We start from the raw sequence: 18,962 nt of genomic DNA, 5'->3' as shown, positions 1-18,962 counted from the left end.
CGTGATCCCGCCAGCCCTCGACCTCACCGTGCTGGAGCGCGCCGCGCGGCAGCCGGACCGCGCCCTGTACGTCTTCGACGATCCGGCCCGGCCGGTCACCACGGGGGAGTTCGCCGACCTCGCCGGCCGGGCCGCCGCCGTCCTGGCGGCCCAGGGCGTCGGCCGTGGCGACCGGATCGCGGTCTGGGCCGAGAACGGGCTGGCCTGGCTGGTGCTGCTGGCCGCCGCGGCCTGGCGGGGCGCCGCCCTGACCACCCTGCACCCCGGCCTCACCGGTCCCGAGCTGACCTCGGCGCTGGCCCGCAGCCGACCCCGACGCCTCTACGCCGCCGAGCGGGTCCGCGACCGGCACGGCCCGTCCACCGTCACGCGGGCCCTGGCGGCACTGCCGCCCGGCGAGCGCCCGGACGGCTGGCACGTCCTCGGCGCGGACCTGGGACCGGGGGCCCTGGCGCAGCTGCCCGGCTGGGACGGCACCGTCCCGGCACCCGTCGGTGACCCGGACGCCGCCTGCAACATCCAGTTCACCTCGGGCTCCACCGGCCCGGCCAAGATGGTGTCGCTGAGCGCCGGCAACCTGCTGGCCAACGCGGCCTGGACGGCCGAGGCGGCGCGGCTGCGCGCGGACGACCGGATCGCCTCGCCGCTGCCCCTGGCCCACGCGGCGGGGCTCGGCAGCGGGGCGATGCTGGCGCTGGTGACGGGCGCGCTGTGGGTCTCCACCCGCCGGTTCCGCACCGAGCCGGTGCTCGACCAGATCGAGCGGCACGCGTGCACGGTGGTGCAGGCCGTACCCACCATGGCGTCGATGCTCACCGACCGCGTCGAGCGCGACCCCGGACGCTGGGACCTGTCGTCGCTGCGCGTCGGCTTCCTCGGCGGCGCCACGTGCACCCCGGCGCTGCTCACCCGCACCCGACGGGTGCTCGGCCTGGACCGGGTGGCGGTCGTCTACGGCCAGACCGAGGCCGGCCCCACGATCAGCCTGGACCCCGGAGACGGGACCTGCGGCGCGCCCGGTGACACCGTCGGGCGCGTCCTGCCGGCCCTGGAGGCCACGGTGGTGGATCCCGCCACCCGCGCCCCGGTGCCCACCGGACAGGTCGGGGAGCTGCTGGTACGCGGTAGTTCGGTCACCCGCGGCTACGCCGACGACCCGTTCACCACCGCCGCCACGATCACCAGCGACGGCTGGCTGCGCACCGGCGACCTGGGCGCGCTGACCGACGAACGGGTCCTCACCCTGGCCGGTCGGATCAAGGAGTTGATCATCCGCGGCGGCGAGAACGTCCACCCCGCCGAGGTCGAGGCCGTGCTCGCCGACGACCCGGCCGTGGCCCGGGTGTGCGTCGTCGGCGTGCCGTCACCCCGCTGGGGGGAGGAGGTCGCCGCCCTGGTCGTGACCGTCCCGGGTGGGCACTGCGACGTCGACCGGCTCGCCCGCGGCGCCACCGAACGGCTGGCCCGGCACAAGGTGCCGACCCTGATCCGTGCGGTCGCCGACCTGCCGCTGCTGCCGTCCGGGAAGGTCGACCGGCGGGCCGCCCGGGAACTGCTCGTCGCGGAGGGGGAACGCTGATGCAGCTCGGATCGTGCTTCCTGGACTCGCTGACCGTCACCAGCTTCTTCGGCAACGCCGAGATGCGCGGGGTCTTCAACGACCGGCAGCTCATGCAGTCCTGGCTCGACGTCGAGGCCGCCCTCGCCCGGGGCCAGGCGCGCCTGGGCATCATCCCGTCCGCCGCCGCGCAGGCGATCACCGAGGCCGCCCGCGTCGAGCGGCTCGACACGGCGGTGCTCGCCGCCGACGCCGCCGACACCGTGCACCCCCTGGTGCCGCTGGTGCGCGCGCTGACCGCCGCCTGCCCCGGCGACGCCGGTCGCTACGTCCACCTCGGCGCCACCACCCAGGACGTGATGGACACCGGCTTCGTCCTGCGCGCCCGCGACGGCCTGGACATCGTGCAACGGCAGGTCGACGAACTGGTCCGCGCGCTGCGGCGGCTCGCGCTGCGCCACCGCGCCACCCCGATGGCCGCCCGCACCCACGGGCAGCAGGCGCTGCCGACGACGTTCGGCCTGCGCTGCGCGGTGTGGCAGGACGAACTGCAACGGCACCGCGTCCGGCTGCGGCAACTGCGGCAGCGGCTGCTGGTGACCAGCATGGGCGGCGCGGCCGGCACGATGGCCGGCTACGGCGCCCAGGCGTTCGCGCTGGAGCACGCGGTCGCCGCCGACCTGGGGCTCGGCGTCGCCGACACCCCCTGGCACGCCACCCAGGACCGCTTCGCCGAGTGCCTGATGGTCTTCGGCCTCGTCGCGGCCAGCGCCGAGAAGTTGGCCAGGGAGGTCTACTTCCTCGGCCGCACCGAGGTCGGCGAGGCGTACGAGTCGCAGCGGGCCACCCAGGTCGGCAGCAGCACCATGCCCCACAAGCGCAACCCGATCCGCTGCGAGGCGGTGATCGCCGCCGCCGGCACCCTGCGGGCCCAGGTGCCCCTGGCGTTGCAGACCATGGTCGCCCAGGACGACCGGGACATGGGCGTCGGGATGACGCTGTGGAAGCTGCTGCCGGAGTGCTTCATCCTGCTGGGCGGCGCGTTGCAGCGCCTGGTCGACGTCTTCAGTGACCTCGGGGTCAACCCCGACCGGATGCGCGCCAACCTCGACCTGACCGGCGGGCTCGTGCTCTCCGAGGCGGTGATGCTGCGCCTGGCCGGTCCGCTCGGCCGGGAGCAGGCCCACCACCTGGTGATGCGGATCGTGCGCGACAGCCTGGAGCAGGGCCGCCCGTTCGCCGAGGCGCTGCGCGCCGACCCTGAGGTGGCCGCCGCCCTGCCCGCGGCGGAACTCGCCGGCCTGCTGGACCCGCTGTCGTACGTCGGCCACGCCGCCGCGCTGGTCGACCGCGCCCTACTGAACTCGGAGTCGCCATGACCGACGCACACCGCGCCGAGGAATCCGTGCTGCTGCACCGCGACGGGCGACTGGCCCGGGTGACGCTGAACCGGCCCGCCCGGCGCAACAGCTTCGACCTGGCGATGCTCGCCCGCTTCGAGGACGTGCTGCACGAGCTGGGCCGCGACGACCGGACCGAGGTGGTCGTGCTCACCGGCGCGGGCACCGCCTTCTGCGCCGGCACCGACCTGCACGAGCTGGCCACCCTCGACGCCCGGGCCACGATGTCCGTGCAGCGCCGCACCGCCGAGCTGGTGGAACGCTGGTACCGGCTGGAGCAGACCACCGTCGCGGCCTTCAACGGCCCGGCCATCGGCTCCGGCGCGGTGCTCGGACTGGCCAGCGACCTGCGGGTGGCCGCCGACACCTGCTTCGCGACCTTCCCGGAGGTGGGCTTCGGCATCCCGCTGACCTGGAGCGGCATGGCGATCCTCGCCGACCTCGTCGGCGCCGACCTGGCCAAGCGCTGGCTGCTGCTCGGCGACCGGATCCCCGCCGACGAGCTGCGCGACCTGCGGCTGGTGACCGAGGTGGTGGACCCGGGGCGGCTCGCCGACGCCGCGACCGGGCTCGCCGAGCGGTTGCTCGCCACCTCCGCGGTCGGCCGGTCGATGACCAAGCGGGCCGCCCGCCTGGCCGGCCCCCGGTTCGAGGCCGCCGCCAACGACTCCTACCTCGGCGCGCTGAGCGTGGCGCTGCGCCCCGCCGGCGACTACCTCGCCCGGGACCCCCGGTGAGGGCCGGCGAGGCGATCGCCGACGCCGTCGTGGCGCAGGGGGTCGACACGATCTTCGGGCTGCTCGGCGACGCCAACATGTTCCTGGTCGCGGACCTGGTGCAGCGGCACGGCGTCCGGTTCGTGGCCGCCCGCAACGAGAACGCCGCGGTGATGATGGCCGACGGCTGGGCCCGCGCCACCGGCCGGTGCGGGGTCGTCACCGTGACCCAGGGCCCCGGCCTGGCGGTCGCCGGCGCCGCGCTGACCATCGCCCGGCAGGCCGGCACGCCGCTGGTCCTGATCGCCGGCGACACCCCGCCCGGCGACCCGCTGCACGTGCAGAGCTTCCCGCAACAGCCCTTCGCGCTGGCCACCGCCGGGGCGTTCGTGCCGGTGACGGCGCCGGCCACGGCGGCCCGCGACGTCGGCCTGGCGTTCCGCGCCGCCGCCGAACGGCCCGGCCCGGTCGTCCTCGACGTCCCCATCGACCTGCAGGACGAGCCGGTGCCGGCCGGTGCCGTGCCCGCGCCCGTCGCCGTCGTGACGCACCGGCCCGCACCGTCGGTGCCCACCGCCGCGGCGGTCGCCGAGCTGGCCGGCCGGCTGGCCGCCGCCCGCCGCCCGGTGCTGCTGGCCGGGCGGGGCGCCGAGGCGGCAGCGGACGACGTACGCCGGCTCGCCGACCGGTGCGGCGCGGTGCTCGCCACCACCGTGCTGGCCGCCGGGCTCTTCGCCGGCCACCCGTACCACCTGGGGGTGGCCGGGGGACTGGCCCGCCCGCTGACCCGGCGGGTGCTGGCCGACGCGGACCTGGTGGTCACGTTCGGCGCCGGACTCAACCGGTGGACGGCCGACCACGGCGCGCTCTTCCCCGCGGCCCAGGTGGTCGCGGTCGACGTCGACGCGCGGGCACTGGGGGCGCGGTGGCCCGTCGACGCGGGGATCGTCGGGGACGCGGCGGTCACCGCGCGGGCCGTGGCGGCCCTGCTCGACCCGGTCGAACGCCCGGACTGGCGCAGCCCCGCCCTGGCCGCGGAGATCGCCGCGGCCGACCCGTTCGACGGCATCGAGTTCGTCGAGGGGGCGGCGGGGATCGACCCCCGGGCGTTCATCCGGGTCTGCGCCCGGCGGCTCCCGGCCCGGCGCACCACCGTGGTCGGGGTGGGGCAGTTCGGCGGCTGGCCCAACCTGCTGCTCGACTCCCCGGCCGTGGACCGCGCGTTCATCGCGCCCTGGGAGTTCGGCAGCATCGGGGTCGGCCTGCCGTACGCCGTCGGGGCCGGGGTGGGCCGCCCGGACCGGCCGGTGGTCGCCTTCGAGGGCGACGGCAGCCTGCTCACCGGCCTCGGGGAGCTGGACACCCTGGCCCGGGTCGGTGCGCCCGTGCTGCTGATGGTCCTCGACGACGGCGGCTACGGCGCGGAGGTGCGCAAGTTCGCCCCGCGCGGGGTCGACCCGGCGTTGGCCCGGTTCCCGGCCCGGGACCTGGCCGCCGTGGCGCGGTCCCTGGGCGTGCCGGCCTGGACGGTCACCGACCAGGCGAGCGCCGAGGCGGCGTTCGACGAGGTGCTGCCGGTGACCGGGCCGGCGGTGCTGCACGTCCGGGTCCTGCCCGAGGTCACCCAGGAGCGGTTCTGACGGCGTACGTCCCGCCGCGCCGCCGCCGGTCGCCGCGCCGGCACCTGATGCCGTGCCGGCGCCGGACGCTGCGCCCGGCGCGGCGCCGGCGCGACGGCGGGGAGCCGCGGTGACCGGCCCGTGGGCGACGCGGTCAGTCGCCCCAGCGGTCGCCGAAGCCGTGGCCGAGCTGCCGGGACAGCTCGGCGGCGGTACGGCAGGCGGCGTCGGCCAGTTCGCGGGTGCGGGTGTCGTCCAGCCGGAAGATCGGCCCGGAGATGCTGATCGCGGCGGTCACCCGTCCGCGCCGGTCGCGCACCGGGGCGGCCACCACCCGCAGCCCGTGCTCGCTCTCCTGGTCGTTCAGGGCCCAGCCCTGCCGCCGCACGGTGTCCATGTGCGCCACGAAGGTGTCCAGGTCGGTGATGGTGTTGCTGGTCATCGCCGTGAACGGCACGGTGGCGAGCAGGGCGCGCAGGGCGTCGTCGTCGTGGTCGACGAGCAGCGCCTTGCCGGCCGCGCTGCACCACAGCGGGATGCGCCGGCCGAGGCGGGAGACGAGCTGCACGTTGCGGGTGCCCTGCACGACGTAGAGCGAGATGGCGTCGGAGCCCTCCAGGACGGCGAGGTTGACGCTCTCGCCCTCCCGCTCGGCGAGCTGGTGCAGCAGCGGACGGGCCAGCGCGTGCAGGTCGATGCCGGCGAGGAAGCGGGCGCCCAGCTCGAAGACGGCCACGCCGAGGCGGTAGGTGCCGTTCTCCTCGTTGCGTTGCAGGAATCCGGCGTCGGCCAGCGCGCGGAACAGCCGGCTGGCCGTGGACTTGTGCAGGCCCAGTTCCCGGCTCACGTCGCTGACCTTGCGCTCGACGGCGTCACCCCGGAAGGCCAGCAGGACGCCCAGGGCGCGGTCCAGCGCCTGGGTGCCCGACTCGCGGGGGGCGACGCCCTCGTCGGGCGTCGGGTCAGTGGCGTACGACATCTTGCTTCCCTGCCTTTCCGGCTGCTAGGTTTCATAATATAACTCTAGGACCACATGATGGTCCAATGCACGGTGGTCCACTCGCCCCGACCAGTCCAGGTCCCCTCCGGCGGAAGACACGGACCGACACCGGAATCAGTGAGGCATCCGCATGACCGTGAATCCGATCGACCTGGAAGTCGTCACCGAAAGTCTCATCTCGATCGTCCGCGAGATGCGACAGACGATCTTCCGTACCGCGCACTCGCCGGTGATCGCCGACGCCCAGGACTTCTCCTGCGCACTCTTCGACCCCTCCGGGCAGATGGTCGCCCAGGGCCGGGACATGCCGGGACACGTCATCGCCATGCCGGCCTCGGTGGCCGAGATCTTCGCCGACTTCGCCGCCGAGATGCGCCCCGGAGACCTCTACATCGTCAACGACCCGTACCGGGGCGGCAGCCACCTCAACGACGTCACCCTGATCAGCCCGGTCTTCGTCGACGGGCAGATGTTCCTCTTCCCCTGCGTCCGGATGCACTGGGCCGACATCGGCGGCATGACCCCGGGCAGCGTGTCCGGCCAGGCCACCGAGATCCTCCAGGAGGGGCTGCGGATCCCGCCGATCAGGCTGATCGAGGAGGGCCGTCCCAACCGGGCCGCCTTCGACATCCTCTTCGCCAACGTCCGGATGGCCGAGGAGCGCCGCGGCGACCTCGAATCCAGCATCGCCGCCTGCCACACCGCGCAACGACGGCTGCGGGAACTCGTCGACCGCTGGGGCACCGGCCTGATCCTCGACTGCGTCGCGGCCAACATGGACCGCACCGAGCAGCGGCTGCGCGACATGATCCGGTCGCTGCCCGACGGCACCTACCGGTACGAGGACTACCTCGACCTCTACACCGACGGCGACTACGACGCCGCGATCGTCCGCTGCCGGCTGACCGTCGACGGCGACGAGATCGAAGCCGACTTCCGGGGCTCCTCCACCCAGGTCGCCGCCGTGGTCAACTCGTCGCGGGCGATGACCGTCGCCGGGGTGTTCATCGCGGTCAAGTCCGCCCTCGACCCCGGTGGGCTGGTCAACCACGGGGCGTTCCGGCCCCTGCGGGTGCTCACCGAGCCCGGCACCGTGGTGCACGTCAGCTACCCCGCCCCGGCCAACGCCCACAGCGAGGTCCGCAAGCGGGTCATCTCCGCGGTGATGGCCGCACTGAGCCAGGTGGCACCCGACCTCATCGCAGCCGACCAGTTCGGCACCACCTTCCAGAACCTCATCGGCGGCGTGGACGAGCACACCGGTCAGCCCTACCTCTACTACGACTACCCGGCCGGCGGCAACGGCGGATTCCTCGAATCCGACGGCCCCAGCGCGATGAACCCGGTCGACCTCGGCGACATCTCCACCATCCAGTCCGTCGAGCGGCTGGAGACCGAGATCCCGATCCTGGTCGAGGCGTGCGAGCTGCGCGCCGGCTCCTGCGGAGACGGTACCCACCGAGGCGGCCTGGGCAGCCGGCGGGAGACCCGGCTGCTGGCCAGCGGCGGGTCGTACTCGGTGCAGACCGACCGCACCACCGTCCCCCCGTACGGGCTGCGCCACGGCGGCCCGGGCGCGCCGACGGTCACCCACCTGCGCCGCGCCGACGGCCGACGGGTCGACTTCGACACCCCCGGCAAGATCGCCGGCTTCCCCATGCGCGCCGGGGACGTGCTGGTCATGGAGTCCGCCGGTGGCGGCGGCTGGGGCGACCCGCTGGACCGCGCGCCCGAGGCCGTCGCCGAGGACGTCCGACAGGACTACCTGACCGGCGACGAGGCCCGCCGGCGCTACGGCGTGGTCCTCGACGGCGACGGCGAGGCCGACCGCACCGCCACCGCCGACCTGCGCCAGCGACTGCGGGACGAGCGGAGCTGGCTGCGCCTCACCACCACCGACCAGCCCGCCTACACCGGCCGGCGCGGCCAACGCCGGCTGGCCTACGTCGCGCCCGGCAGCGGCCTGGCCGAGGAGAGCCTCGTCGAACTGCACGGCGTGCACCCGGCACCGCTGCGGGCCTGGCTGCGCCACGACACCGCGCTCGCCGCCGACGAGATAGCCCTCGACGACGACGGGATGCAGATCCTCGGCGCCACCGCCGAGCACCGCGCGTACGTGCGCGTCCTCAGCGGGGAGGGGCGGTCATGAGCAGGGTCTTCCGGGTGCCGGTGGCCACCACCAGGCCCCGCACCGGTGGCGGCGCCGGCAGCGCCCCGGCCCCGCAGCCCGCGCCGGCCCGCGCCGGCATCGTCGCCGGCTGCCTCAGCCCGCACCCGCCGCACCTGATCTACGCGGAGAACCCGCCGCAGAACGAGCCCCGCTCCACCGGCGGCTGGGAGACGCTGCGCTGGGCCTACGAGCGGCTGCGCCGGCGCATCCAGGAGGTGCACCGACCCGACGTGCTGATCGTGCACGCCCCGCACTGGATCACGATGGTCGGCCACCACGTCAACTGCGTGCCGAACCCGCGCGGCATCTCCGTGGAGCCGATCTTCCCGCACCTCTTCCGGTACCGGTACGACTTCCGCACCGACGTCGAACTCGGCGAGGCCATCGTCGAGGAGGCCAGCGGCCTCGGCCTGGTCACCCGCGCGATGCGCGACCCCCGGGTACGCGTCGACTACGCCACCATCGGCGCCCTGCACCTGGTCAACCCCGCCTGGGACATCCCCGTGGTGTCCCTGTCGGCCAACAACAACCCGTACTTCTACTCCGACGCGTCGCTGGAGGAGATGGAGGTGCTCGGCGAGGCCACCCGCCGCGCCGTCGAGGCCACCGGCCGCCGCGCCGTGCTGCTCGCCTCCAACTCCCTGTCGCACCTGCACTGGCACGAGGAGCCGGAGCTGCCGGAGGACATGGAACGCGAACACCCCTACAACAACCACCAGTACCGGTGGGACATGAAGCTGCTCGAAGCGATCCGCCGGGGGCCGACCGCCCCGCTGCGGGAACTCATCACCGAACACATCGAGGCCACCGCGTCGGAGACGAAGGCCGGCAGCCTCACCTGGCTGCTCGCCGCGATGGGCTGGCCCAAGGTCGCCGGTGACGTGCTCGGCTACGGCACGATCATCGGCACCGGAAACGCCGTCGTCGAGTGGCTGCCCGAGGGGAGCCCTCATGGCTGACCGGACCGGAATCGTCGCCGGGGCGCTCCTGCCCGGCATGCCCCACCTGCTGGCGAAGGAACCCGCACCGAGCTGGGCCGCGCTGGCCTCGGCCGCCCGCGACGTGGGCGAACGGCTGCGCCGGCTGGAGCCCGACGTCGTCCTGCTGCTGTCCACGCAGTGGTTCACCGTCCTCGGCCACCAGTTCCAGTGCGACCCGAACCCGCGCGGCGAACACGTCGACGAGAACTGGTACGCCTACGACTACGGCCTGCTCCGCTACGACCTGCGCTTCGACGTGGAGTTCAGCGAGCGCTGGGCCGACCGGGTGCAGGCCGACGGGAAGCAGGCGCGCCGCACCCGCTACGAGGGATTCCCGATCGACACCGGGACCATCGTCACCTCGGCGCTGCTCGACCCGGAGCGCAAGCTGCGCTGGGCGCAGGTCTCCTGCAACCTGTACGCCGACGCCGACACCCTCGCCGACGTCGGCCGGGCCGGTGCCGCCGCCGCCCGCGACGCCGGGGTACGCGCCGCCGTCGTCGTGGTGAGCGGCCTGTCCTCCGGACTCATCCAGCAGTGGATCGAGCCCGTGCAGGACCACATCGGCGCACCCGCGCACGACCAGTGGAACACCCGCGTACTCGACCTGCTCACCGCCGGCAAGGTCGACGAGGCGCTCGCGATCCGCGAGGACTACGCCCGGCAGGCCCAGGCGGACAGCCAGTTCCGGGCCCTCGCATTCGCCGCCGGGACCGGCGCCGCGAGCGGACCGGCGCAGCTGCACTCGTACGGCCCCATCTGGGGCACCGGCGCCGCCGTCCTGTCCTGGAACCTGCCCGAGCGTCCCTGACCGAAGCCGACCCGCAACCAGAGCAAGGAGCAGACATGCGAAACGTGGCCGTGGGCTTCGTCGAAGCCGAGGGTTTCACCCCCATCTTCGACGCCGTCGACGCGATGGTGAAGGCCACCGAGGTCGAGGTGACCAAGGTCGTACGCCTCGGCGGCGGCATCGTCGCGGTCGCCGTGCGCGGTGACCTCGCCACCGTCGAGGAGGCGGTGGACATCGGCGAGGAGACCGCCCGGACGCGCAGCCGCTCGGTGCGCTCGATCGTCTTCGCCAGCCCCTGCGACGCGGTCAGCGCGCTGGCCGCCGAGCCTGACCTCGTCGGCAACTGACAACCGGGTAAGGAGAATCAGACATGTCCTCCGACATCGCGATCGGAATCGTCGAGACACGCGGCCTGGTGGCGCTCTCGGCGGGAATCGAAGCCATGATCAAGACCGCCGACGTCCGGTGCGTGGCCGTGGAACGGGTCACCAGCGGCTACCTCGCGGTCGCCGTCCGGGGCACCCTTGCCGCCGTACGCCAGGCCGTCTCCGCCGGAGAGGCCGCCATCCGCGCCCACGGCGAGCTGCGCAGCTCCCAGGTCTACCCGAAGCCCCATCCGACCACGGCGGCCCTGCTGGACGCGCCCGAACCGGCCCGCATCCGCGAGGTCATCGCCGGCCTGCGGGGAGAAACCGATGGTGCTCGGTGAGGTCGTCGGCAAGGTGTGGGCCGACCGCATCCTGCCGGCGTTGCAGGGCAGGCGGCTCGTCCTGGTCCGGCCGCGCGGCGACGGGCCCGACCTGGTCGCCGTCGACCCCCTGAACGTCGGCGTCGGCACCACCGTCCTGGTCGTCACCGACGAGGCCGCCGCGGCCGTGACCGGCCAACCCACCGTGGACGCCGCCGTGGTCGCGCTCGTCGCCGACCCCGGCAGCGAGCGGACCGAACCCACCACCTGAACCGGAAGGGACACCTGACCATGCCCGAGTCATCCTGGCCGGTGAGCCTGCGCGACGGCCACCCGAGCGCCGACCCGCCGACCCTGCGCAACTTCGTCGGTGGTGAGTTCGTCGAGGGTGGGCGGCGGTTCGTCAAGCGCAGTCCGGTGACGGGTGAGCCGGTGTTCGAGGTGGCCGAGGCGGACCGGGCGTGCGTGGACGACGCGGTCGCCGCCGCGCGGGCGGCGCTGCGGGGGCCGTGGGGTCGGATGGGGGAGCGGGAGCGGGCGGAGGTGCTGCGTCGGGTCGCCGACGAGTTGGAGCGCCGTTTCGACGATCTGGTGACTGCTGAGGTCGCGGACACCGGTAAGTCGATTTCGCAGGCTCGCACTCTGGATATCCCGCGTGGTGCGGCGAACTTCCGCGCGTTCGCGGAGATCGTGGCGACGGCGCCGACGGAGTCCTTCACGACGGTCACGCCGTCCGGTGGGCGGGCGTTGAACTATGCGGTGCGTAAGCCGGTGGGTGTGGTGGCGGTGATCGTGCCGTGGAACCTGCCGTTGCTGCTGTTGACGTGGAAGGTCGCTCCGGCGCTGGCGTGCGGTAACGCGGTGGTGGTGAAGCCGAGTGAGGAGACGCCGGCGTCGGCGACGTTGTTGGCGGAGGTGATGGCCGCGGCGGGGGTGCCCGAGGGGGTGTTCAACCTGGTGCACGGCTTCGGTCCGGACTCGGCGGGTGAGTTTTTGACCCGGCATCCGGGGGTGGACGCGATCACGTTCACGGGTGAGTCGTCGACGGGGGGTGCGATCATGCGGGCCGCCTCCGACGGGGTGAAGGCGGTCTCCTTCGAGTTGGGTGGCAAGAACGCCGGTCTGGTGTTCGCCGACGCGGATCTGGATGCGGCGGTGGCCGGCTCGGTGCGGTCGAGCTTCACCAACGGTGGCCAGGTGTGCCTCTGCACTGAGCGGATCTATGTGCAGCGGCCGGTGTTCGAGGAGTTCACAGCCCGGCTCGCGGAGCGGGCCGCCGAGCTGCCGTTCGGGTGGCCGGCGGACGAGGCGACGGTGAACATGCCGCTGATCTCGCATCAGCACCGGGACAAGGTGCTCGGCTACTACGACCTGGCCCGGCGTGAGGGCGCGCAGGTGTTGGCCGGGGGTGGTGTGCCGCGTTTCGGTGACGCCCGTGATGGTGGTGCGTTCGTGCTGCCGACGGTGTTGACCGGGTTGGGTGCGGGTGCGCGGACGAATACTGAGGAGATCTTCGGGCCGGTGGTGCATGTGGCGCCGTTCGATGATGAGGATGAGGCGTTCGCGTTGGCCAACGGTACGGAGTACGGGTTGGCGGGGACGGTGTGGACGCGGGATGTGGGTCGGGCGCATCGGGCGGGGGCGCGGTTGGATGCGGGGATCGTGTGGGTGAACACGTGGTTCCTGCGGGATTTGCGGACGCCGTTCGGTGGGGTGAAGGCGTCGGGTATCGGGCGCGAGGGTGGCGTGCACTCGTTGGGTTTCTATTCCGAACTCACCAATGTCTGCGTGGACCTGACATGAGCGGCGGCGTTCGCATCGGTGACGCGGGCTCAGTGGACGTGGCGAGCACATCGGTGTCGCGGAGTGTCGTGGCGGCGGCGGCGGCGGCGAGCGGAGCGGAAGGCTGACATGAGCGTTGATTACGAGGCGGCGGCCCGGGAACTGCTCGACGCGCGGGACAACGGCAAGCCATGCCCGCCGCTGCGCGGGCGCCTGCTGCCCGACGGCGACGTCGAGGCGGCGTACCAGGTGCAGCAGCTCCAGGTGCGGCAGTGGCTGGACGCCGGTCACCGGCGGGTGGGCGCGAAGATCGGGTTGACGTCGCGGGCGGTGCAGGAGAGCTTCGGGGTGTTCCAGGCGGATTTCGGGGTGCTGCTGGACGACATGGCGGTGCCCGACGGGGCCGAGGTGGCGATGGACCGGCTGTTGCAGCCCCGGGTGGAGGCGGAGGTCGCCTTCGTGCTGGGCGCGGACCTGCCCGATGAGCGGATCACCAGCGTGGACGTGATCCGGGCGGTGGATCACGTGTTGCCGGCGATCGAGATCGTGGATTCGCGGGTGGCGGGGTGGGACATCTCGATCGTGGACACGGTGGCGGACAACGCCTCCAGCGGTCTGTTCGTGCTCGGCACGACGCCGCGTCGGCTGGCCGACGTGGACCTGCGGCTTTGCGGCATGGTCCTCGAACAGGCCGGGGAGCCGGTGTCGGTCGGAGCGGGTGCGGCCTGCCTGGGTAACCCGCTGCATGCGCTGGAGTGGCTGGCCCGGACCATGGCTCGCTCCGGCGACCCGCTGCGCGCGGGCGACGTGGTGCTCTCCGGGGCGCTCGGTCCGATGGTGCCGGTGACGGCAGGCGCGGCGTACGAGGCACGGATCTCCGGGCTGGGCTCGGTGCGCCTCTGTTTCTCGGGGGAGGCGTCGTGAGCGGGATGGCGGTCTTCGCGGTGATGCGTGAGGGGGATGCGTCGTGAGCGTCGGGGTGGCGGTGATCGGGTCGGGCAACATCGGCACCGATTTGATGATCAAGGTGTTGCGGTTGTCGGAGTCGTTGCGGATGGTGGCGATGGTGGGCATCGACCCCGACTCCGACGGGTTGGCGCGGGCCCGCAGGTTGGGTGTGGCGACCACCGCCGAGGGTGTGGACGGTCTCGTCGGGATGCCGGAGTTCGCTGATGTGGAGTTGGTGTTCGATGCCACGTCGGCGGGGGCGCATCGGCGCAACGACGCGGTGTTGGCCGCGCACGGCCGGCTGGTGGTGGATCTGACGCCGGCGGCGATCGGCCCGTATGTGGTGCCGCCGGTGAACCTGGACGAGCATCTGGGTGAGCGCAACGTCAACATGGTGACGTGCGGTGGGCAGGCGACCGTGCCGATCGTCGCCGCTGTCGGTCGGGTGACGCCGGTGGCCTACGGGGAGATCGTGGCGTCGATCGCGTCGAGGTCGGCGGGTCCGGGGACGCGGGCGAACATCGACGAGTTCACCGAGACGACGGCGCGGGCGATCGAGGTCGTCGGCGGCGCGCAGCGGGGTAAGGCGATCATCGTGTTGAACCCGGCGGATCCGCCGTTGTTGATGCGCGACACCGTCTACTGCCTGTGCCCGGATGCCGACGCCGACCGGGCGGCGATCGCCGCCTCCGTAACGGAGATGGTGGCGTCGGTGCAGGAGTACGTGCCGGGGTACCGGTTGAAGCAGGACGTGCAGTTCGACCGGGTCGACACCTATGTGCCGTCGTTGGGTCGGCACCTGAGCGGTTTGCAGGTCTCGGTGTTCCTGGAGGTCTCCGGCGCGGGCCACTATCTGCCGGCGTACGCGGGCAACCTGGACATCATGACCTCAGCCGCGCTGCGCACCGCGGAGCGTCTGGTCGGACTGCGATCGGCAGCGACGCGCCAGGACGGTGCTGGTGGCGACGGCGCTGATGGGGACGGTGCGGGTCGGGACGTCGTGGAGGTGACCGGGTGACTGATCTGTACATCCAGGACGTGACGTTGCGCGACGGCATGCACGCCGTCGCCCACCGCTACACGGTGGAGCAGGTTCGCACGATCGCGGCGGCGTTGGATGCGGCCGGGGTGGCCGCGATCGAGGTCGCGCACGGTGACGGGCTTGCTGGTTCGAGTGTGAACTACGGTCATGGTGCGGCCAGTGACGCCGAGTGGATTTCGGCGGCGGCCGAGGTGATGACGTCGGCGAAGCTGACGACGTTGTTGCTGCCGGGGATCGGCACGATCGCGGATCTGAAGGCGGCGAAGGCCCTCGGCGTGACGAGTGTGCGCATCGCCACCCACTGCACGGAGGCGGACATCTCCGCGCAGCACATCGCGTGGGCGCGGGAGAACGGCATGGACGTCTCCGGCTTCCTGATGATGTCGCACATGAACGACCCCGCCGGCCTGGCCGCTCAGGCGAAGTTGATGGAGTCGTACGGGGCGCACTGCGTCTACGTCACCGACTCCGGCGGCCGACTACTCATGTCCGATGTCGCGCAGCGGGTCGACGCCTATCGGCAGGTGCTGGAGCCGACCACGCAGATCGGTATCCACGCGCATCACAACCTGTCCCTCGGCGTCGCCAACAGCGTGGTCGCGGTCGAGCACGGCCGCATCCTCGGCGACGGCCCGCTCGGCTCGCCGTCGGGGCGCACGGTGCGGGTGGACGCCTCCCTGGCTGGGCAGGGCGCCGGCGCGGGAAACGCGCCGCTGGAGGTGTTCGTGGCCGTCGCGGAGCTGCACGGCTGGCAGCACGGGTGTGACGTGTTCGCCCTGATGGACGCCGCCGACGACATCGTGCGGCCGTTGCAGGACCGGCCGGTGCAGGTCGACCGGGAAACCCTCTCCCTCGGCTACGCGGGGGTGTATTCCAGTTTCCTGCGGCATGCGGAGCGGGCCTCGGACAAGTACGGCGTGGACGTGCGCTCGATCCTGGTCGAGTTGGGTCGCCGCCGCATGGTCGGCGGGCAGGAGGACATGATCGTGGACGTGGCACTGGACCTCGCCGACGGTCGCGCACAGAACGGTGCGGCATCGTGAGCGCGAGCAGTGAGCCGGGCGTGCGAGCCGTGCAGTCGCGAACAGAGGAGACGCCATGATCGGGCCGGACACTGTCGGTATCGCCGAGCGCCTCGGCGTGGCGGCGGACACCGCCACCGCCATCCCGCAGTTGGCCGCCGAGACGGGCCTGGACGTGGATGCCGCGTACGCGGTGCAGACCGCGTTGATCCAGCGTCGCCTCGACCGGGGCGAGCGCCTGGTGGGGTTGAAGATGGGCCTGACCAGCAAGGCGAAGATGGCGCAGGTCGGCGTGGACGAGGTCATCTGGGGCCGCCTCACCGACACCATGCGCGTCCCCGAAGGCGGCACCCTCGACGTCAGTGCCTTCATCCACCCCCGCGTGGAGCCGGAGGTGGCGTTCCTGCTCGACCGCCTACCCGAACCCGGCGAACCCGTCGGCGACTTCACCGACGCCGTCCGGGCGGTCGCCCCCGCGATCGAGGTCATCGACTCCCGCTACGCGAACTTCACGTTCTCCCTGCCCGATGTGATCGCGGACAACACCTCCGCCGCCGCGTTCGTCATCGGCCCGTGGTCGCCGGTGCCGGACGGGCTCGACAACCTGGGTGTGTTGCTGGAGATCGACGGACGCGTCACGCAGGTCGGCTCGACCGCCGCGATCCTCGGCGACCCCCGCCGCGCCCTCGACGAAGGCATCCGCCTCGCCGGCCGCCACGGCGTACGCCTACGCGAAGGCTGGGTCTTCCTCGCCGGCGCCGCCACCGCCGCCGTCCCCCTGAAACCCGGCACCCACGTCCGCGCCGTGGTCGAGAACCTCGGCACCGCCTCGCTGCGGGCGTCGGCATGAGCGGGCTGGCACGCGTCGTCGCGGGCAAGGCCGTCCCCCGCGGCGCCTTCCCGCACGTCAAGGTCGCCGGCGGCTTCGTCTTCGTCTCCGGCACCTCGTCACGACGGCCCGACAACACCTTCGCCGGCGTGCAGGTCGACGAGTACGGCACCACCAACCTCGACATCCGCGCACAAACCCGCGCCGTCATCGACAACATCGCCGACCTGCTGCGATCCGTCGGCGCCGACCTGACCGACCTCGTCCAGGTCACCACCTACCTCGTCAACATGAACGACTTCGGCGGCTACAACCAGGTCTGGGCCGAATACTTCGACGCCACCGGACCCACCCGCACCACCGTCGCCGTGCACCAACTACCCCACCCGCACCTGCTCATCGAGATTCAGGCCGTGGCCGTACTACCCTGACCTGCCGGTGAGCAGGGGCTTCCGGTGCCGCTGGCGGGCCTCAAGATGAGCCGAGGCTCCTTGAGGACGACGAGCCTTCGTAGACCGTCTCCAGACCGCGCTCCACGCGGACCAGCGAGGCCAGCCATTCCCGCGTCTCCGGGTCGGTCGAGTAGAGCAACGTGCCGCGCATGCCCCGCGTCATCAGCACCTTGTATGTGTTACGGATCAGACGGTCCGCTTCGGCGTCGCTGAGCGCCTTACGGCTGCGGAACGCCGGATCCTTCGACTCGGAGCGCCGGGTGACCAGCCGGCCGTCGCGGGCGACCAGATCCGGGCCGATGATGACCCCCGACCACTCGTACTCGAAGCCCTGAGCGGTGTAGACGCAGCCCACCTGGCCGAATCCGTTGGGGTCGGTGGCCCAGAACGCGCTGCCCGGCGCGTCGCCGACGCTGCGGTCGCTCCTGACGTTCCAGGGCCGGGACCAGTCGCCGACCTGTACGTCAGGAACCAGGGTGTCATCCGGGCGCGGTTCGCTCCACGGCCAGCAGTACCCCGCCGACATCCGTGCCGTCTCGCCGGCCGCCTGCTTCGTGGCGAGAAACGACTCCAATTGCGCCGGTGAGTCGGCGAGTTGCAAGTCGAAGCGGCCGTCGCCCGTCCAGACCGCCGGCTCGCCGTCGTCGAGACCGAGTAGGTCGAGGACCCATTGTTCGTACGCCTCGCTGCCGCCGCAACGGAACTGGTCGTGCAGCGACACCACCTCGACCTCCAGGCCGAGTTTCTCGGCGTAGCGGGAGATGACGTCGACGCTGCCGAGCTCGCCGGGCTTGACCACCTGGTGCTCGTCGAGCAGGAACACCGGCACCCGCGCGGCGGCGATCAGCTCGTCTATCTGCGGGCGGGCCTTCTCCCGCTTGGCCTTCGGCGTGAACCTGTTGACCGAGGTCTCCCGGATCCGGTGCGCCTCGTCGCAGATCAGCACGTCGAACCCGTTGCGTTCCGCCGTCATGAAGCTGTTGAAGTAGGCGAACAGGCTCTTGATGCGGGTGGAGCCCTTGCCGGCGTACCGGCGCAGAGTCTGGGTGAACGACCGCGAGCCGGTAGCGTGCATCACCGCCCGGTTCTGCCGGGCCAGTTCGCCGAGCACCGACAGGGCGATCACACTCTTGCCGCTGCCCGGCCCGCCCGCCACGACCACGACCGACTTGCGGTCCGCCGACCGGGCCCGCTCCACCGAGTGCAGAACCAGCTCGTACGCCAGGCGCTGTTCGTCCAACAGCGTGAAGTGCGAGCGTTCCTTCAGTTCCTGAGCCGCGTACGACAAAAGGTGCTTGCTGGGCCGGACGGAGCTGGTAAGGAAGCGGTCCGCGGCGGGCGCGCCCGGCGCGGGTGCCAGGTGCGTGCGGAGGTAGTCGAGGAACTGGCCGCGTCGCTGCTTGGTGAAGATCCGGCTCTGCTCGGTGGGACGTCGCGCGAACAGGTCGTTGACGTCCCGGTCGACGGCGTTGTGCAGGTACGCGGCACCACGCACCGGACTGCGCCGGTCGGCGAGGACACCGAGGAAGTCCGTGAGGTACTCGCAGTAGTCTCCGACCTGCACGCCGGGGTGCAGCCGCGGACCCCGGGCGTGTTCCACCAGGACGAGCCGGTCAGAGCCCTCGTACGACTCGGCCTGGGACCACTGCTTCAGTTCCACGACCACGTAGGAGTCCTCGGCGGTCCTCGGGTCCACGCCGGCCAGCACCACGTCGACCCGCTTGCTGGTCAGGGGAAGCTGGTACTCGACCAGAACCTCGACCTGCCCCAGCCCGGCATCGGCGAGGTCCTGCCCGAGCACCAGGAGGCTGCGGGACCAGGACCGGCGTTCACTCGCGCTCACGTTGTGACGGAGGTGTTCCGCGATCCGGTCGGCCAGAGTGCCGTTGGTAGCCAGCCGGAGCAGACCATTGGCGGAGGTACGGAATGCTGACAACACTTGCCCCCGGGCAGCACGAATTGATCG

The 18,962-nt window shown here is 72.4% G+C and carries 17 protein-coding genes and 1 pseudogene; 16 read left to right on the top strand and 2 right to left on the bottom strand.

Going from position 1 to position 18,962, the window contains the following annotated elements; all coding sequences use genetic code 11:
* Position 1: 1 nt before the first annotated feature.
* From ACLQ22_RS28490 to ACLQ22_RS28475, 4 genes are read left to right on the top strand one after another with little or no spacing between them, the layout of a single operon-like run.
* The gene (locus tag ACLQ22_RS28490) at positions 2-1,579 is read left to right on the top strand and encodes a class I adenylate-forming enzyme family protein (RefSeq protein ID WP_425695016.1); all 1,578 of its coding nucleotides are present in this window, start codon (positions 2-4) and stop codon (positions 1,577-1,579) included.
* On the top strand, positions 1,579-2,937 hold the full coding sequence (gene purB, locus ACLQ22_RS28485) for an adenylosuccinate lyase (protein ID WP_425695015.1): 1,359 nt from the start codon (positions 1,579-1,581) through the stop codon (positions 2,935-2,937). The genes ACLQ22_RS28490 and purB overlap by 1 nt, the downstream gene beginning before the upstream one ends.
* Positions 2,934-3,695, top strand: a complete 762-nt coding sequence (locus ACLQ22_RS28480; RefSeq protein ID WP_425695014.1) for an enoyl-CoA hydratase/isomerase family protein — start codon at positions 2,934-2,936, stop codon at positions 3,693-3,695. The genes purB and ACLQ22_RS28480 overlap by 4 nt, the downstream gene beginning before the upstream one ends.
* Positions 3,692-5,314 (top strand): thiamine pyrophosphate-binding protein, encoded by a 1,623-nt coding sequence (locus tag ACLQ22_RS28475; RefSeq protein ID WP_425695013.1) that lies wholly within the window; start codon positions 3,692-3,694, stop codon positions 5,312-5,314. Before ACLQ22_RS28480 ends, ACLQ22_RS28475 begins: the two co-directional genes overlap by 4 nt.
* Before the next feature lie 133 nt (positions 5,315-5,447).
* Here ACLQ22_RS28475 and ACLQ22_RS28470 read toward each other — a convergent pair whose 3' ends face one another.
* Positions 5,448-6,272: an IclR family transcriptional regulator gene (locus tag ACLQ22_RS28470; protein ID WP_416608163.1), complete on the bottom strand. Its 825-nt coding sequence runs from the start codon at positions 6,270-6,272 to the stop codon at positions 5,448-5,450.
* A 151-nt stretch (positions 6,273-6,423) separates the two neighbouring features.
* Here ACLQ22_RS28470 and ACLQ22_RS28465 point away from each other — a divergent pair, with 151 nt between their 5' ends.
* The 12 genes and pseudogenes from ACLQ22_RS28465 to ACLQ22_RS28410 all read left to right on the top strand — a co-directional run bounded on the left by ACLQ22_RS28465 (position 6,424) and on the right by ACLQ22_RS28410 (position 16,975).
* Positions 6,424-8,442: a hydantoinase B/oxoprolinase family protein gene (locus tag ACLQ22_RS28465; RefSeq protein WP_425695012.1), complete on the top strand. Its 2,019-nt coding sequence runs from the start codon at positions 6,424-6,426 to the stop codon at positions 8,440-8,442.
* Positions 8,439-9,422, top strand: a complete 984-nt coding sequence (locus ACLQ22_RS28460) for a tRNA U-34 5-methylaminomethyl-2-thiouridine biosynthesis protein (RefSeq protein ID WP_425695011.1) — start codon at positions 8,439-8,441, stop codon at positions 9,420-9,422. The genes ACLQ22_RS28465 and ACLQ22_RS28460 overlap by 4 nt, the downstream gene beginning before the upstream one ends.
* A complete protein-coding gene (locus ACLQ22_RS28455; protein WP_425695010.1) occupies positions 9,415-10,254 on the top strand; it encodes a 2-amino-5-chlorophenol 1,6-dioxygenase subunit alpha in 840 nt (279 codons plus the stop codon). Before ACLQ22_RS28460 ends, ACLQ22_RS28455 begins: the two co-directional genes overlap by 8 nt.
* Positions 10,255-10,289: 35 nt before the next feature.
* Positions 10,290-10,580 carry a BMC domain-containing protein gene (locus ACLQ22_RS28450; RefSeq protein WP_089000518.1) on the top strand — a complete coding sequence of 97 codons (291 nt, stop codon included), beginning with the start codon at positions 10,290-10,292 and terminating at the stop codon, positions 10,578-10,580.
* Positions 10,581-10,603: 23 nt separating this feature from the next.
* The gene (locus ACLQ22_RS28445) at positions 10,604-10,942 is read left to right on the top strand and encodes a BMC domain-containing protein (RefSeq protein WP_089000517.1); all 339 of its coding nucleotides are present in this window, start codon (positions 10,604-10,606) and stop codon (positions 10,940-10,942) included.
* Entirely contained in the window at positions 10,929-11,192 is a 264-nt protein-coding gene (locus tag ACLQ22_RS28440; protein WP_334605301.1) for a EutN/CcmL family microcompartment protein, read from the top strand. The genes ACLQ22_RS28445 and ACLQ22_RS28440 overlap by 14 nt, the downstream gene beginning before the upstream one ends.
* 20 nt (positions 11,193-11,212) lie before the next feature.
* On the top strand, positions 11,213-12,724 hold the full coding sequence (locus ACLQ22_RS28435) for a 2-hydroxymuconic semialdehyde dehydrogenase (protein ID WP_425695009.1): 1,512 nt from the start codon (positions 11,213-11,215) through the stop codon (positions 12,722-12,724).
* A gap of 108 nt (positions 12,725-12,832) precedes the next feature.
* A complete protein-coding gene (locus ACLQ22_RS28430; protein ID WP_425695008.1) occupies positions 12,833-13,627 on the top strand; it encodes a 2-keto-4-pentenoate hydratase in 795 nt (264 codons plus the stop codon).
* Between the two features lie 43 nt (positions 13,628-13,670).
* Positions 13,671-14,585: pseudogene (locus ACLQ22_RS28425) on the top strand (acetaldehyde dehydrogenase (acetylating)); the annotation flags it as partial.
* Between the two features lie 80 nt (positions 14,586-14,665).
* Positions 14,666-15,736 carry a 4-hydroxy-2-oxovalerate aldolase gene (gene dmpG / locus ACLQ22_RS28420; protein ID WP_425695007.1) on the top strand — a complete coding sequence of 357 codons (1,071 nt, stop codon included), beginning with the start codon at positions 14,666-14,668 and terminating at the stop codon, positions 15,734-15,736.
* Positions 15,737-15,791: 55 nt separating this feature from the next.
* On the top strand, positions 15,792-16,565 hold the full coding sequence (locus tag ACLQ22_RS28415) for a 2-keto-4-pentenoate hydratase (protein WP_425695006.1): 774 nt from the start codon (positions 15,792-15,794) through the stop codon (positions 16,563-16,565).
* Positions 16,562-16,975 (top strand): RidA family protein, encoded by a 414-nt coding sequence (locus ACLQ22_RS28410; protein ID WP_425695005.1) that lies wholly within the window; start codon positions 16,562-16,564, stop codon positions 16,973-16,975. Before ACLQ22_RS28415 ends, ACLQ22_RS28410 begins: the two co-directional genes overlap by 4 nt.
* A gap of 40 nt (positions 16,976-17,015) precedes the next feature.
* Here the strand turns inward: ACLQ22_RS28410 and ACLQ22_RS28405 are convergent, their stop codons facing one another.
* Entirely contained in the window at positions 17,016-18,839 is a 1,824-nt protein-coding gene (locus ACLQ22_RS28405; protein WP_425695004.1) for a DNA/RNA helicase domain-containing protein, read from the bottom strand.
* Positions 18,840-18,962 lie beyond the last annotated feature (123 nt).

This window comes from Micromonospora sp. DT178 (genome assembly GCF_049841695.1).
GTDB lineage: Bacteria > Actinomycetota > Actinomycetes > Mycobacteriales > Micromonosporaceae > Micromonospora.
Note: the sequence above shows the minus strand (reverse complement) of the source record. Positions and strands in the feature narration are given on the sequence as shown.